Annotated in this window: 13 protein-coding genes; all 13 read right to left on the bottom strand. The window is 73.0% G+C overall.

Features of this window, described 5'->3' with window-relative positions; all coding sequences use genetic code 11:
- Positions 1-37: 37 nt before the first annotated feature.
- The 13 genes from AC1Q7O_RS14815 to AC1Q7O_RS14755 all read right to left on the bottom strand — a co-directional run bounded on the left by AC1Q7O_RS14815 (position 38) and on the right by AC1Q7O_RS14755 (position 15,030).
- Positions 38-1,117, bottom strand: a complete 1,080-nt coding sequence (locus AC1Q7O_RS14815) for a S1/P1 nuclease (RefSeq protein ID WP_492657864.1) — start codon at positions 1,115-1,117, stop codon at positions 38-40.
- Between the two features lie 10 nt (positions 1,118-1,127).
- Entirely contained in the window at positions 1,128-2,576 is a 1,449-nt protein-coding gene (locus tag AC1Q7O_RS14810; protein WP_492657863.1) for a cobyric acid synthase, read from the bottom strand.
- Positions 2,573-3,550 (bottom strand): aminotransferase class I/II-fold pyridoxal phosphate-dependent enzyme, encoded by a 978-nt coding sequence (locus AC1Q7O_RS14805; RefSeq protein ID WP_492657862.1) that lies wholly within the window; start codon positions 3,548-3,550, stop codon positions 2,573-2,575. Before AC1Q7O_RS14805 ends, AC1Q7O_RS14810 begins: the two co-directional genes overlap by 4 nt.
- Positions 3,547-4,455: an adenosylcobinamide-phosphate synthase CbiB gene (gene cbiB, locus AC1Q7O_RS14800; protein ID WP_492658102.1), complete on the bottom strand. Its 909-nt coding sequence runs from the start codon at positions 4,453-4,455 to the stop codon at positions 3,547-3,549. The genes AC1Q7O_RS14805 and cbiB overlap by 4 nt, the downstream gene beginning before the upstream one ends.
- A complete protein-coding gene (locus AC1Q7O_RS14795; RefSeq protein ID WP_492657861.1) occupies positions 4,455-4,811 on the bottom strand; it encodes a DUF1636 family protein in 357 nt (118 codons plus the stop codon). Before AC1Q7O_RS14795 ends, cbiB begins: the two co-directional genes overlap by 1 nt.
- Positions 4,812-5,015: 204 nt before the next feature.
- The gene (cobO, locus tag AC1Q7O_RS14790) at positions 5,016-5,585 is read right to left on the bottom strand and encodes a cob(I)yrinic acid a,c-diamide adenosyltransferase (RefSeq protein ID WP_492657860.1); all 570 of its coding nucleotides are present in this window, start codon (positions 5,583-5,585) and stop codon (positions 5,016-5,018) included.
- A complete protein-coding gene (gene bluB, locus AC1Q7O_RS14785) occupies positions 5,575-6,240 on the bottom strand; it encodes a 5,6-dimethylbenzimidazole synthase (protein ID WP_492657859.1) in 666 nt (221 codons plus the stop codon). Before bluB ends, cobO begins: the two co-directional genes overlap by 11 nt.
- Positions 6,241-6,248: 8 nt before the next feature.
- Positions 6,249-8,309 (bottom strand): TonB-dependent receptor, encoded by a 2,061-nt coding sequence (locus tag AC1Q7O_RS14780; RefSeq protein ID WP_492657858.1) that lies wholly within the window; start codon positions 8,307-8,309, stop codon positions 6,249-6,251.
- Positions 8,306-12,253, bottom strand: a complete 3,948-nt coding sequence (cobN, locus tag AC1Q7O_RS14775) for a cobaltochelatase subunit CobN (protein ID WP_492657857.1) — start codon at positions 12,251-12,253, stop codon at positions 8,306-8,308. Before cobN ends, AC1Q7O_RS14780 begins: the two co-directional genes overlap by 4 nt.
- Complete coding sequence (locus tag AC1Q7O_RS14770) at positions 12,250-12,576, bottom strand: DUF2149 domain-containing protein (RefSeq protein WP_492657856.1); 327 nt, start codon at positions 12,574-12,576, stop codon at positions 12,250-12,252. Before AC1Q7O_RS14770 ends, cobN begins: the two co-directional genes overlap by 4 nt.
- On the bottom strand, positions 12,573-13,031 hold the full coding sequence (locus AC1Q7O_RS14765; RefSeq protein ID WP_492657855.1) for a hypothetical protein: 459 nt from the start codon (positions 13,029-13,031) through the stop codon (positions 12,573-12,575). Before AC1Q7O_RS14765 ends, AC1Q7O_RS14770 begins: the two co-directional genes overlap by 4 nt.
- Before the next feature lie 5 nt (positions 13,032-13,036).
- Positions 13,037-14,335 carry a cobyrinic acid a,c-diamide synthase CobB gene (locus AC1Q7O_RS14760; RefSeq protein WP_492657854.1) on the bottom strand — a complete coding sequence of 433 codons (1,299 nt, stop codon included), beginning with the start codon at positions 14,333-14,335 and terminating at the stop codon, positions 13,037-13,039.
- A 5-nt stretch (positions 14,336-14,340) separates the two neighbouring features.
- Positions 14,341-15,030: an ABC transporter ATP-binding protein gene (locus tag AC1Q7O_RS14755; RefSeq protein WP_492658101.1), complete on the bottom strand. Its 690-nt coding sequence runs from the start codon at positions 15,028-15,030 to the stop codon at positions 14,341-14,343.
- Positions 15,031-15,100: the final 70 nt, after the last annotated feature.

Genomic DNA, 15,100 nt, shown 5'->3' with positions numbered 1-15,100 from the left:
CCGCCAGTGAACCGCCGCGGCTGCACAGCGGCAAGCCCTAGTTCGGGAACACCGCCTTCAGCACGAAGGCCAGCCGCGCGCCGGCCTGCGTGAGCTGCTGGCGCTTGATGGCATCGGCCTTGGCGCTGTAGCCGCTGGGCAGCACGACGGTCCAGTGGCTGCCCTGCTTGGGCCCGAACTTCAGGCCGTCGAACACGGGGCCGCGCGCCAGCTCCAGCGACTGCGTGGCCCAGCGGGCTGGCCAGTCGAGCGGGTCGCCCTGGTTGGTGCGCACCTTGCGCGCCTCGGCCAGCCAGGCGACGTTGACGCGCTCGGGCCTGAACTTGTCGGGCACGCCGTCCCAGATGGTGTGCAGCTTCACGGGGCCGAAGCCGGCCGTCACGGGCTCGCCCGGGCCGCCGGCGGGCCCGGTGACTGGCGCCGGTGTGGGCGCTGGCGGCTTGGGCGCGCCCACCACCCACAGGCTGTTGCCGCCGACGGTGAAGGTGGCGGGGTCGAAGCCCCTCTTGTCGGGGTCCACGCGCTGGCCCTGCGCGTCGAGGTAGGGCGCGGCGATGTGCAGCGGCTGGTGGATGTCGCCCACCAGGTGCGTCAGCACGATGAGCGCCTCGCGCGGGCTCTTGAAGTGCGGCGGCCCGTCGGCGGGCTTGCCCTGCAGCACCAGGATGGCGGTGCGCAGCGCGCCGACGACGTCGTCGTCGCGCGTGCCGACGAAGCCGCGCAGGTAGCGGCTGCGCTGTGGTGCGATGTCGGCGTAGTGCGTCTGCCGGTGGCAGCTGTCCTCGTCCTCGCCGATCTCGCACTGGCGGTCGTTGCGCTTCACGTAGTCGGCCATCTCGGCGATGCGCGCGGGTGTTTCCAGCGGCGCGCATTCGGCGTACTTGCCGGGCGACGGGTAGGTGTAGCCCTTGCTCGGCACGATGCCCTTGGCGCAGTCGGCCCACAGCGCGGCCTGCGCCAGCGTCATGTCGCCCAGCAGCGCGGCCACGCGTGCCTCGGCGGGCGTGCCCTTGATGAGGCCGGCCGCAATCGTGGCGACGGTCTGGTGGCCGTCGGCCCCCCAGGCGTGGGCGGCCACGGGCAGTACGGTCAACGCGGCGATGAGCAGTCTGCGCATGGCAGTTCCTTCAATCGATCAATGCCGCGATCTTGCCCGGTTGGAAGTGCAGGTCAATGAAATCCGCGAGGCCGTCGAACACCGCGTCCAGCGGCCGGCCTGCCTGGCCGAACAGCGCCTGCAGCACGGCCGGCTGCTCGAACAGGCCGTGCGCGTACACGCCCAGCACACGGCCGGCCTGCCAGCCGATGGCGTCACCGGCGGCGTTGCGCAGTGCCACCTGCGGCGCCGGCAGGCCCGGGTGCGGCTGCGTGCGGCCGTGGCGGATCTCGTAGCCCTCGGTGCGCACGCCGGCCAGCGCGGCCCACGGGCCGTCGACGGCGTCGAAGCGCAGCGCCGTGTTGCTGAGCAGCTTCTCGGGCTCGAACACGGTGACCAGCGGCAGCAGGCCCAGGCCCGGCGCGTTGCCGTCCACGCCGTGCGTGTCGATGAGCGCCTCGCCCAGCATCTGCAGTCCGCCGCAGATGCCCAGGATCCGGCCGCGGTGGGCGCTGATGGCCAGGTCCAGCTTCTGCGCGCGCAGCCAGGCCAGGTCGGCCGCGGTGGCCTTGCTGCCGGGCAGGATGACCCAGTCGGCGCCCGCCAGGTCGCGCGGTTCGCGCGCCCAGCTCAGCCGCACGCCGGGCAGCTGGCGCAGCGGCTGGAACTCGTCGAGGTTGGACAGCCGCGGGTAGGCGATGACGGCGATGTGCAGCCCGCCGCCGCTGCCGGTGCTGGCGTCGTCGAACACGCCGTCCTCCTCGGGCAGCCCGTGGCCGCGCCACATGGGCAGCGTGGCGATGGTGGGCACGCCGGTCAGCCGCTCCAGCTGCTCGGGGCCCGGCGCCAGCAGGCCGGCGTCGCCGCGGAAGCGGTTCAGCACGAAGCCCTGGACCTGCGCGCGCACGTCCTCGGGCATCAGCTGGTGCGTGCCGTACAGGTGGGCGAAGGCACCGCCGCGGTCGATGTCCGTCACCAGCAGGCAGGCCGCGCGGGCGTCGCGCGCCGTGCCCAGGTTCACGTAGTCGCTGGGCGCCAGGTTGATCTCGGCCGGCGAGCCCGCGCCCTCGATGACGACGACGTCGTTCTCGCTCAGCAGCTCGTGCAGCGCGGCGCGGGCGCGGGGCTTCAGCAGCGCGCTGCGCTCGCGCCACGGCATGCGGGAGAGCTGCGCATCCACCTCGCCCAGCACGACCACCTGGCTCTGCGTGTCGGCCTCGGGCTTGAGCAGCACAGGGTTCATGCGCACCTCGGGCACGCGCTTGGCGGCCAGCGCCTGGAAGTACTGCGCGCTGCCGATCTCGCCCATCAGGCCGTTCAGCCCAGGGACGACACGCGCGTTGTTGCTCATGTTCTGCGCCTTGAACGGCGCCACCTTCAGGCCTTGCCGCGCGTACCAGCGGCACAGCGCCGTGGCCAGCCAGCTCTTGCCTGCGCCGCTGGTGGTGCCCAGCACCATGACTGCCTTGCCTCGGCTCATGCGTCTTCTCCCTCGATCTCCAGCAGCGCCTGCTGCAGGGCTTGTTGTGCGGTCGGTGGCAGGGCCGCGATGCGCACCCAGCCGGGCAGGCCGAAGCTGGTGGCGTCGCGCACGCGCAATCCGCGCTCACGCAGCCGCAGCGCGTAGTCCGCACGTGGTGGGCGGGCCAGCCAGAAGTTGGTGGTGCTGGGCTGCTGATGCCAGTCCACATCGGCGAGCAGCGCCCGTTGCGCGGCGGTCCAGTCGCGCAGCGTGGCGCGGGCCTGGGCCAGCCAGGCCTGCGTGTCGTCGTCCAGCCAGTGCGTCAGCATCGCGACGCCTTCTGCCGACAGCACCCAGCTGGGTGCCAGCGACAGCGCGTGGCGCCACACGTCGTCGGCCGCCGGCGCCACCGCGTAGCCGGCGCGGATGCCGGTCAGCCCCAGCGCCTTGTTGGGGCAGTGCAGCTGCCACGCGCCGGGCGGCAGCGCGGGCGTGTCGCCCTGCAGCCGCAGCGGCTCGTAGGCGCGGTCGACGATGACGAGGTGCCCGCCCAGGTCGGGCCACGCGGCCACGCTCGCGCCGGTCGGGTTGCAGGGCTCGCAGATCCACACGAGCGCTGGTGCCGTGGGTGCGATGTCCGCGGGCTGCGCGTAGGGCTTCACGGCCAGGCCCAGCGCCTGTGCGGCCAGCGCGTAGTCGCCGAAGCCCGGTTGCGGCACCCACACCTCGCGGCGGCCGGCCAGCAGCGCGGCCAGCGTCAGCCGGCGTATGCCCTCGGCGCCGCCTGCCGTGGGCAGCACCAGCTCGTCATGGCCCAGCCGGCGGCGCAGCGCGCGGTAGGCCGGGTCGGGATAGGCGCGCCGGTCGGCGGCCTGCACGGCGGCCAGCAGCGCGGGCGGCGGGCCCAGCGGGCTGGCGTTGGTGGAGAAGTCGAAGGTCGCCGCCGGCCCGTCGTCGGGGCCGCCGTGTTCGGGCAGCAGGGGAGGGTTCATGACCGCAATGTCCAGGCGAGCAGGGCGATCAATGCGGCGCCCAGGGCCACAGCGTGCCACGCCGCCGTGCGCGCGGCGTGCAGGTCATCGGGCGCGGGCTGCCGGCCGTCGGCGTTCAGCGTGTAGACGCCCGGCTTGCCCAGCCGCAGGCCCAGCCGCAGCGCCATCGCGGCCATGGGCCAGCCGCTGTTGGGCGACGGCGTGCGGCGCGCTTCGCGAAGCAACTTCAGCGATGGCGGTGCGATGACCAGCGCCGTCAGCCGCGCGGGCAGCCACGACAGCACGTCGTCCGCCCGTGCCGCCCACTTGCCGCTCCACTCGCGCTCGTCGCGGTAGCCCCACATCGCGTCCGCCGTGTTGGCGAAGCGGTAGATCGCCGCGCCGGGCAGGCCCAGGATGGCGAACCAGAACAGCGGCGCGATGACCGAGTCGTTGAGGTTCTCGGCCAGCGTCTCGATGGCCGCCTCGCGCACCTCGGTGGCGGTCAGCGCCGACGTGTCGCGGCTGACCAGGCGCGACAGCCGCGCGCGGCCGGCGTCCAGCGACTCGGCCAGCGCCGTCTCCACGGCCATCGCTTCGTCGGCCAGCATGCGCCAGGCGAGCAACGGCTTCAGCAGCAGGCCCAGCAGCACCGCGGCGCCGAGCAGGCGCGCCCACGATGCCGAGGGTTGCAGCGCGATCAGCACCCAGCCCGCCAGCCACAGCGCAATGAAGCCCACGAGCGCGGCGCCCACCAGCCAGACCAGCGCGCCGGCGATGAACGCGAGCGCCGGCGGCAGCCGGGTCAGCTTGAACGCGCCGAGGTAGCGGCCCATGCCGACGACCGGATGCATCCACGCCGGCGGCTCGCCGAGGCGGTCCACCAGCAGCGCGACGAGGATGGCCAGCGGCAGCAGCAGGCTGATCACAGCGGCGGCAGCCGGGCGATGAGCCCGGTCTTCAGGCAGGCGGGCCGGCGGCTCCAGGCCAGCAGCCCGTCACCCGGCTCGGCATGCTGGCCGGCCACGTCCAGCAGCGCGTCCACGCTCGCCGCGTCGGGCGCGAGCTGCCCGAACACATAGCTGTGCTTGCCTGCGCCCATCAGCGCCGCCGTGCAGCTCTGCTTGCAGGCCGCCAGGCAGGCCTGGCCGCGAATGGCCAGCGGCAGATCGCGCGCCAGCGCCTCGTTCTCGGCTGCCTCCAGCAGCAGCTGCCCCTGGCCGTCATTGCAGGTCGTGCAGATGACGAGCCTTGATCCGACAGTTGACCGCTCGCTATTCATCGCAGTTCTTTGCTTTCTGGTCCTTGGTGATGCCGCCGTGTCCACCACTTCGGTGAACAGCGCTGCACGCCCGCTGGGCCGGCGCTTCGGGCCGCTGGCAGCGTTGCTTCTCCTTGTGGGCACGAGCCCACTGCGTCGGCGCGCCTTGCCAGCCACCCGCCTCGCCGGCCCCTCGGGCGCGCCCAACTGCCGGATCAAGGCCGCTCAATCCTCTATCCCCCGCTGCGCCGGCACGCCGGCCTTGTAGTGGTGCTTCACCAGCGTCATCTCGGTCACCGTGTCGGCCAGCTCGATCAGCTCGGCCGGCGCGCCGCGGCCGGTCAGCACCACGTGCACGTGCGAGGGGCGTTCGCGCAGGCAGGCGAGCACGCCGTCCAGCGGCACCCAGCCGTAGCGCAGCGGGTACATGATCTCGTCCAGCACGACGAGGAAGTGGTCGCCGCTGCGGATGGTGGCCTCGGCGCGAGCCCAGCCCTCGCGGGCCAGTTCGGCGCTGTGCTCCAGGTCCTTGCTCTTCCACGAGAAGCCGTCGCCCAGGCCGATGATGGGCACGCCCAGCTTCTCGAAGATGCGGTGTTCGCCGAAGCGCGCGCTGGGCACCTTCATGAACTGGTAGATCAGCACCGGCTTGCCGCGGCCGTGCGCGCGCAGCGCCAGGCCGAAGGCGGCCGTGCTCTTGCCCTTGCCGTCCCCGGTGTTCACCAGCACCAGGCCGCGGCGCTCGCCGGTGGGAATGACGCGCTCGCGGTCGACGGGTGGTTTCTCAATGTCCATGGGGGCTCTCTCTCCAGAAGTCGTGCATCACCACGTCGGCCAGCGGCCGGCCCTGGCGCCATTGCTGCTGTTCCAGCAGCGGGGTGTCGTAGAAGCGCTCCACCGGGCCCAGGCACAGCAGCCCCAGCGGCTGCGCGCCCGCGGGCAGGCGCAGCAGATCGGCCAGCGGCGCGGGCTCGACCATCGAGACCCAGCCCAGGCCCAGATTCTCCGCACGCGCGGCCAGCCACAGGTTCTGCACCGCGCAGCCGGCCGAGCACAGCGCCATCTCGCGCGGCAGCGTGCGGCGGCCGAACACGGTGCCGTCGTCCGGCGGCAGCACCAGCGCCAGCAACTCGGCGCAGTCGCGCAGGCCTTCGACCTTCAGGCGCAGGAACTCGGCGCTGCGCTCGCCAAGCGCTGCGGCGGTGGCCTGGCGCTCGGCTTCCACCAACGCGGCGATCTGCTCGCGCCGCGCGGCGGCGGTGATGCGGATGACGCGCCACGGCTGCATCAGCCCCACCGACGGGCCCTGGTGCAGCGCCTGCAGCAGCCGCTGCAGCTGGGCCTCGGGCACGGCCTGGCCGGGCTTGAAGTGGCGCGTGTCGCGGCGCAGCGCGATGGCGCGGTAGACCGCGTCGCGCTGCTCGTCGTCGAACTGGTGCTGTGCGTCCATCGTCGGGCTCAGAAGGCGGCGCGCCAGTTGACGCGCACGGCGCGTGGCTCCATCGGGTGCACCAGCCGGCCGGCAATGCCGTCGCCGCCACCGCAACCGGCGCCCTCGGCCCGCGTGCAGGCCTCACCCCAGTACTCGATGTCGTTGGCGCGGCGGTCGAACAGGTTCAGCACGTCCAGGCTCAGCTCGTGGCCCGCGGCGAAGCGCCAGCCCATCTTGAGGTTGGCCGTCCAGTTGGCGCGCGACTTCTCCTGGCCGGTTTCCTCCAGGTCGTAGCTGCCGATGTAGCGCAACTTGACGCCGGCGAACCACGGGCCGGACGGCTTCACGGTGGCGGCCAGCGACGCGTTGAAGGGCACGGCATTGGGCACGCGCGTGCCGCCGTTCTCCGCGTCGACGAAGCGCGCGCGCGACCAGGCCATGTCGGCATCCACCAGCAGCCACGGCCAGGGCGCGAAGTCGTTGGACCACTCCAGCCCGCGGCGGCGCGACGCGCCCCGCGCCTCGGTCACGCCGGCGTCGCCGACGAACACCAGCTCCGACGCCAGCCTGGCCTGCCACAGCACGAGGCTGCTGTTCCAGCCGCGCGCCGGCTGCGTGCGCAGGCCCACCTCCTGGCTCTGCGTGCGCGCCAGCAGCGGCAGCAGGGCCTGCGCCTCGCCGTCGTTGGGATTGGTGGCGCTGGTGGCGCCGCGCACGTCGTTGGAGCGGAAGCCCTTGCTCCATTGCGCGTACAGCTCCAGGTTGGGGGCGGCGCGGGCGATCAGGCCCAGCTTGGGGCTCCACAGCGTCTTGCTGGCGCGGCCGCCGTTGTCGGCGTTGAACTCGCCGGACAGCGCCTCGTTGCGCGTCTTCAGGCGGTCCCAGCGCAGACCGGCGTGGGCGCGCAGCCAGGGCGTCACGCGCCAGCGCGCCTCGCCGAACAGGCCCAGCAGATCCTGCTCGACACGGTCCTCGCGCACGGTGTGCGTGCGCTGGCGGTTCACCGTGTCGTACAGGCCCAACTGGCCGATGCGGTCATGGCGCCATTGCAGGCCCCAGCCCAGCTCCAGGTTGGGGGCGGGGGCCAGCAGCGTGTGCTTGAGCTGGCCGCCCCACAGCCTGCGGTGGTCGGCCTGCTCGTGCTGGTCGCCGTCGGCGCCGTTGATGAAGCCGGACGGGCCGGAGAACAGGTTCAGGCCGTAGTCGACGACGTAGCCGCTGGCGCGCCACTCCTGCGTGGCGTCGCTGCGTGCCCATTCGGCGCTGAGGCTGTGGCGGTGCGTCTCGCCGCCGTCGTTGGCGAGCAGCGTGCCGTAGCGCCCGATCTCGCCGTTGGCTATGGCGCGCTCCGGCACATGCTCGCTGGCGCGCCAGCGGGCGCTGTAGCTCATCAGGCTGATCGCCAGGCCGTTGTCGGCGTCACCGCGGGACAGGCGCAGCACGCCGTTGCCGCGGTGCAGGGCTTCGGGCTGGGCCCAGGGGCCGTCGTAGCGGCTGGCTTCCAGCGCGCCAAGCAGCCGCCATTCGCCCGAGGGGCCGAGGGCCGTGTCGGCTGCCACCAGGCCGCGGCGGTAGCCGTGCTCGCCCAGCGAGGCCTCGACGAACGGCGCATCGAGCCGGCGCTTGTAGGCCATGCGGGCCGAGCCGGTGGTGACGAAATCGCCGTCCTCGGCCGCGTAGCTGCCCTTGCGGTATTGCAGGCTGGACACCAGCTCCGGGATCAGGAAGTTCAGGTCCATGTAGCCCTGGCCGTGGGCATGGCTGGCCATGTTGACCGGCATGCCCAGCACACTGGTCGCGAAGTCGCTGCCGTGGTCGAGGTTGAAGCCGCGCAGGAAGTACTGGTTGGCCTTGCCGTCGCCGCTGTGCTGCGTGACGAGCATGCCGGGCATGGCCTCCAGCAGTTCGGCGGGGCGCAGCAGCGGGCGGCGCTCCAGGCGCTCGGCCTTGACCTCGCCTTCGGACGCGCTGTCGGCGGCGCCCAGCCGGGCGCGGCCTTGCACCTGCACGGCGTCGAGTTGTTCCTGGGCCTGGGCGGTGCTGATCAGCAGCAGCGCGGCCAGGGCGATGGGGTGGGGGTTTCTCATGCGGTCGTGGCCGGGCGGCGGCGGTGTTGCCAGGCGGCGCCCAGGCTCATCAGCAGCGCCATCGCGACCCAGGCAAGCGCCTGCGACAGGCGGTCGGCCAGCGGCGTGGCTGGCGGTGGCGGCGGTGCCTGGCGCTCCAGCAGCAGGCCGCGCGTGGGCGGCGGCTCGGCGGGGGCGGGTGGCTTGGCTTGCGGGGCGGTTCGGGGCGTGGCGCGGGCCGGTTCGATCACGGGCGCCAGCGTCTGGTCGGCGGCCCACTGGCGCACGCTGTGCAGCTCCTGATGCAGCGGCGCGTCCTTTGTCAGCGTGCGGTAGGTGGCGGCGAGCTGCTCTCGCGTGACTTGATCGGGCTTCCAGTAGCCCAGCCGCTCGGCCTGGATCATGCGTTCCAGCGCCTGCGCGTAGGCCTGTTTGTTCTGCTGCAGCCATTGCGGCAGGCCGAGGTTCTGCTTGTCGCGCACGAGGTTGTCGAACAGGCTCTGCCAGTGGTCGGGCCGCACCGTCTCGGGGGCGATGGCCTGCCAGCCGAAGGTGTACTGCACGGCCTTCAGCACCTGCAGCGTGCCGGCCCAGCCCTCGGCCTGCTGGGCCTTCAGCCAGCCGGGGTGCAGGTAGCGCGTCTGCATCTCCAGCGCGATGCCGCGGGACGCACTCTCGGTGTGCGTCTCACTGGCGTCCTGCAGCTGGCTGACGTGCAGCGACAGGCCCTCCTTGCGGCCGGCCGCGCGCGCCGCGGCGGACAGGCCGCCGAGGTACTGGAACGGGTCGTCCGAGCTGAGCATCGAGTACAGGTGCGAGCTGCGCGACATCAGCGCGGCGTCGCTGCGCTTCAGGTGCGCGCCCAGCGCCTGCGCGGCCGCGGCGGGGCGGCTCAGCTTCAGCGGCTCGCCGTTCACATAGGGCTGGCTCATGCGCTGCAGGAACATCTGGCCCAGCCGCGCATCGCCGGCTTTCAGGCCGTCGGCCTGCGCGGCCTCGGCGATGCCGGTGCCGTAGTCGCCGGTGGCGTTGCCGAACACGCGGGCGCGGCCCAGCGCCTGCGCGTCGGCGGCGGGCACGCCTTGCTTGCGCAACTCGGCCGCGACGGCGGCGCTGTGGCGGGCGACGTTGCCATCAGGCTCGGCCGTGGCGACGGCCGCGACGGCCTGGTCCAGCAGGGCCATCAGCGCGGGGAACTGGTCGCGGTAGGAGCCGGTGATGCTGAGCAGCACGTCCACGCGTGGCCGCCCGCCCTTCAGCTCCGCGGCGGGCAGCAGCTTCACGCCGGTCGGCCGGCCGCTGTCGTCCCACACCGGCGCCACGCCTAAAGCGACGAAGGCCTGCGCCTCCATCAAGCCCTGGTGGCGTAGCGTCTCGCCGGCCCACAGGCTCAGCGCGAGGCGGCTGGGCGCGTGGCCTTGGCTTGCCTGCTCGGCATACCAGGTCTCGAACAGCGACTTGGCGACCTCGTACGCCTGCTTGGTCGGCAGCCGATTCGGGTCCAGCCCGGCGAGGTTGCGGCCGGTGGGCAGGCTGTCGGGGTTGCGCAGCGGGTCGCCGCCGTAGGCCGCGGGCAGGAAGCGCCCGTCCAGCGCCGCCAGCAGGCCGGGCATCTCGCCCTCGGTGGCCAGGCGCCGCTCCAGTTCCTGCGCGCGCTCGGCGAGCTTGAAGAGGGCGGGGCTGTCGATCGGCTTGCGCGCGGCGCGGTTCGGCACGTAGCCGTCGGGCTCGGGCGGGCGCAGGTCCAGCACGCTGGCGGCATGGGCATCCTTCAGCGCGACCTCCAGCCAGCGCCCGGGCCGCGAGCCGGCCACGCGTTCGTGGTCGATGAGGAAGGCCTCGTCGATGTCCTCGCCCAGCGCGGCTATCAGCGGCTGGCGCAGCATCTGCAGGAGGGTCGTGCGGCGCGCGGCCACGTCGGGCACCTGGCCGAACACCGCCAGCCCTTTAGGCTGCGAGCTTTGCGCCAAACGGTCCAGCCAGGGGTGCAGCAACTCCAGGAAGCCGGCGAAGTTGGCGGCGATCTGCTCGGCCGTCCAGCCCAGGTCGCGGTGCAGCTGGTGCTCGACGAACTGCGCCACCATCTGCCGCTCCAGCGCCTGGCGCGTGGGGCCGGCGTCGACCGTCTCCCATTCGTGCATCAGCTCGTGCATGTGGGCCATGCGCGCGTTGAAGCCGGCCGGCGCGAAGCTGGGCGTGCGGTGGCTCACCATCACCGCGCGGCCGCGGCGCTTGGCGGTGAGGCCTTCGCCGAGGTTGTCGACGATGTAGGGGTAGATGACCGGCACGTCGCCCAGCGGCAGCAGCGCCTCGTCCATCACGTCCAGCGCGCGCAGCTTGCCGGGCGCCCATTCCTGCGTGCCGTGCGTGCCGAAGTGGATCAGCGCGTCGGCCCGGCGGGCCCACAGGTAGGTGGCCAGGTAGTGGTGCGACAGCGGCGTCTTGCTCTTGTGCATGAACGGGTCCTGCCCGCGCTTGAGCGTCTCCTCGCGCGGCGGCTGCGGCAGCACGCTCAAGTTGCCGCGCTGCAGCCGCGGGATGACGAAGACCTTTTGGCCCTGGTAGTCGATGACGTAGCGGCTGCTGCCCGGCGCGCCCCACTGGGCCTGGATGCGCTGGCGCAGCGCGACGGGCAGCGTCGCGAACCAGGCCTCGTACTCGGCCACCGGGAGTGCTGCGGCCTGGTCGGCGGCCAGCAGCGCGCGCAGGTCGGCGCCGGGGTAGTAGGCGGCGATCAGCGGCTTGAGACCGCTGATCCATTCGCCTTCGGCCAGCGGCTGCACACGGTAGCCGGCGGTCAGCAGCCCCTGCGACACGTTCTCCAGGCTGCGCGGCACGTTCAGGAAGCTGGCGCCGAAGTGGTCGCCGCCCGGCGGGTAGTTGTAGACGAAGGCCACCAGCCGCTTGTCGGCCACCGGCTTGCGCTGCAGTGCGATGAGGCCGCGGGCCTTGGCCGCAACGGCGTCGGCTTGCCGCGTGATGAGCCGCGGCTCGCGGCCGCGCTCGCCATGGGCCACCACCAGCAGCGGGTCGATGGCGCCGGCGCCCTCGGGCTGCGCGAAGTAGAAGGGCAGGTCGCTCATGCCGAGGCCGGTCTCGCTGGCTTCCCAGTCGGCGGCCGGGCCGGCGCGGTAAGGCAGCGTCTGCAGCACCGGCACGCGCCAGCGCTCGAACAGCGGCTGCAGCGCGCCGGCCTGCGGCAGCAGCGCGTGGTTGACGATGACGCGCGCCAGCGGCTCGCCGCCGGGCTGCTCGATGAGCGGCGCGAGCGCGTCGCCCGCGAGGTGGGACGAGAACACCGCGTAGGCGAACAGGCCCTGGCGCTCGAAGCGGCGCAGCCAGTCGTCCACCCAGCCGGTGGCGCCCTGCACGAAGTGGTAGCGGTGCAGCAGCAGCGCGACGGCGGGGCGGTCGCCGGCCAGCCGGGTCAGCGCCGCGGTGCTGGCGGCCAAGTGCTGCGGGCCGGGCAGGTTCGGGTGGTAGAGGCCGCGTTGCGGCAGCAGCGCCGGCGCGGGCAGGCTGTCGGGTGCGGCACCCTTCAACAATGCAAAGGCGGCGCGCGTGTTGGCCACGCCGCCGGCCTGCAGGTAGGCGCGCAGGCTGCGGTCGCCGGCCGCGGGCTCGCCGGCCGGCACCCAGGTCGTGGGCTTGCCGGCGCGCGTGACGGCGTCGCCGACGAGGCTTTGCAGCTTGGCCTCCACGCTGGCGTGGGGGGCGTCTATCCACACCGCGTTCGCGGCCTTCAGCGCACGCTGCAGCTCGCGGGTTTGGGCGTCATCCAGCGCCGTGGTGCGCAGCGGGTAGTCCAGCGACTGGACCGTCATGCCCGCCGCTGCGGCCTCGCGTTCGATCAGCGCATGGCGCGTCTGCGGCGTCACGTCCAGCGTGATCCACAGCAGGTTCGTCGCGGCCTGTGCGGTGGCTGCCGCCAGCGCGAGGGCGGCGGCCAGGAACAGGCGCTTCACGGCTGGCTGGCGCCTGCTTCAGGCACATAGATGATGTTGCCGTCCTTCAGCTTGTAGGCCACGCCGGCGCGCACGCCCTGGCCCTCGCTGCTGCCGCCGTTGCCCTTGTAGCGGATCTCCTGGCCCTTCTCGCGCACGACGATCTCCATGTCGGGCTCGCCGGGGCGCTTGATGATGGTGACGTTCTCGTCCGCCGCCGCCTGCTGCTGCAGCGCCACGGCGGTCAGCAGCGCCACCACCAGCACGAGGAACACGTCCACGAGGTTGACGGCCGACAGCATCGGGTCGTCGTCTTCCTCGGCGAGGATGGAGAGGTGCTTCATGCCAGGCCTCTGGCACTGCGGATGGACACCAGCTCAGCCATCAGCCAGCGGCGCTTGACCGAGTACGCCACCAGCCCGATGGCCGCCGCGGCCAGCGCCAGCACGACACCCGCGAACGCGCTGCTGAACACGGCCAGCGCCTGCTGGCCCTGGCCGGCGGCCACGCTCTGCAGCGCCGGGCCCAGCGGCACCATCGTTGCGATCAGCCCCAGCAGCGGGCTCACGCGGCCCAGCAGCCGCAGCGGCTCCAGCTGGTGCAGCACCGCCAGCTCGATCTCCTCGAACGGCTTGTCTGCGTGCCGGGCCAGCGCGCGGTAGCCAGGGCGGCGGCGCTGCAGGCTTTCCATCAGCGTGCCGCCGGCCACCCACAGCGCGTAGACGAAGCTGCAGGCCACGAGGATGAGCACGGGCCACAGCAGGGCCTGGGCGATCTGGGCGAATCCTTGTTCGAGCATGACGGTCAGGCCTTGGCGTTCAGGAAGAAGGCCGCGATGGCCTCGGGGTTGGACGGGAAGTAGTGGTGCACATAGCTCGCGCGCAGCGAACCCTGCTGGTACAGCGCCTCGGCGGCGCGGCCGGCGTTGGGGTTGGTGGCGCGGGCCAGCGGCGCGAGCGGCGTGTCCAGCGTGGAGTAGTGGAAGGTGTGGCCGCGCAGCGGGCCTTCCGGCCAGTCGATGGCCTGCAGGCCCAGCGCGGCCAGGCGCTGCTGCACATGGGCGCGGCCGGGCATGACCCCGGCCATGCGGTAGGTGTCGCCGGCGGCGTCGGTCAGCGTGTCCAGCAGCGCCAGCATGCCGCCGCATTCGGCCAGCAGCGGCTTGCCCGCGGCCACGTGGGCGGCCAGCGCGGTGGCCCATGTCGGGTGCGCGCCCAGCGCGGCGGCGTGCAGCTCGGGGTAGCCGCCCGGCAGCCACAGCGCATCGCAGTCCGGCAGCGCCTCGTGCGCCAGCGGCGAGAAGAAGCACAGCTCGGCGCCCAGCGCACGCAGCACGTCGACGTTGGCGGGGTAGATGAAGCCGAAGGCCGCGTCGTGTGCGATGGCGATGCGCCGGCCGCGCAGCAGCGGTGGCAGCGGCGGCTCGGGCTCGGCGTGGAAGGCCACGTCGCTGAACGCCAGCCCGGGCCGCAGCGCGGCCTCCCACGCGTCTGCCCAGGCGTCCAGCTGCGCGTCCATGCCGGGCTGTTCCAGCGCCTGCACCAGCCCCAGGTGCCGCTCGGGCAGGCTCAGGCCGCCGTCGCGCGGCAGCGCGGCGATCAACGGCAGGTCGGCCGGCAGGCCTTCCAGCAGCATGCGGCCGTGGGCCGGGCTGCCCACACGGTTGGCGATGACGCCGCCATGCCGCACGTCGGCGCGAAAGCGCTGCAGCCCCGTGGCCAGCGCCGCGAAGGTCTGAGCCATGGCCGACGCGTCGATGACGCACACCACCGGCAGGCCGAACGAGGCGGCCAGGTCGGCGCTGCTGGGGTTGCCGTCGAACAGGCCCATGACGCCCTCGACGAGGATGAGGTCAGCCTCGCGCGCCGCTTCGGCCAGCAGTGCCTGGCAGTGCGCGACCCCGCCCATGAACAGGTCCAGCTGATAGGCCGGGCGGCCGCTGGCAAGTGCCAGGATGCCGGGGTCGAGGAAGTCCGGCCCGGTCTTAAAGACGCGCACATGCTGGCCGCGGCGCGCGTGCGAGCGCGCGATGGCGGCGGTCACGCTGGTCTTGCCGGAGCCCGACGACGGCGCGCTGATGAAGAGGGCGGGGCAACGGGCCATGGAGGTCATGCGTTCAGGGCGATCCAGCGGTTCTGGACTTGCAGGATGGAGAGGCGGTGCTGGAACACCTGTTGCAGCGCGGCGTGCGTGGCGGCGTCGTGCGGCGCGCCCTGGTGGACGATGCGGCCGGCATCCATGACGACGAGGTGGTCGGCCTGCAGCGCGATGTTCAGTTCGTGCAGCACCGACACGACGGTGCCGCCGTCGTCGGCGATGCGGCTGCGCACGATCTGCACCCAGTCGCTCTGGTGTGGCGGGTCCAGGTGGGCCAGCGGCTCGTCCATCAGCAGCAGCGGCGACTCGACGGCCAGCGCGCGGGCCAGCAGCACGCGCTGGCGCTCGCCGCCGGACAACTGGCCCAGCGGCCGCGCGCGCCAGTCCCAGCTCTGCGTCTGGCGCATCGCGCGTTCCACGGCGGCGTCGTCGGCAGCGCTGGCCGGCGCCAGCCAGGCCTGGTGTGGCAGCCGGCCCAGCAGCACGACGTCCAGCGCGGAGAGGTCGTCCGCGCCAGCCTCGTTCTGGCCCAGCCAGGCGACCAGCCGCGCGCGTTCGCGGGCCGGCCATTGGGCCCACGCGCGGCCTTGCAGCGTCAGCGTGCCGTCGAACGGCAGCAGGCCCGACAGCGCGCGCAGCATCGTCGACTTGCCGGCGCCGTTGGGGCCGACGACGGCCGTCCACGCGCGCGCCGGCGGCATCAGCGCCAGTGGCTGCAGGATGGGTGTGCCGCCCAGGCGCAAGCCCTGCAGATCCAGCGTCAGCAGCGCG

It is taken from the genome of Roseateles sp. GW823-FHT07B05, assembly GCF_058794515.1.
This window is presented reverse-complemented; position numbering and strand designations above follow the sequence as displayed.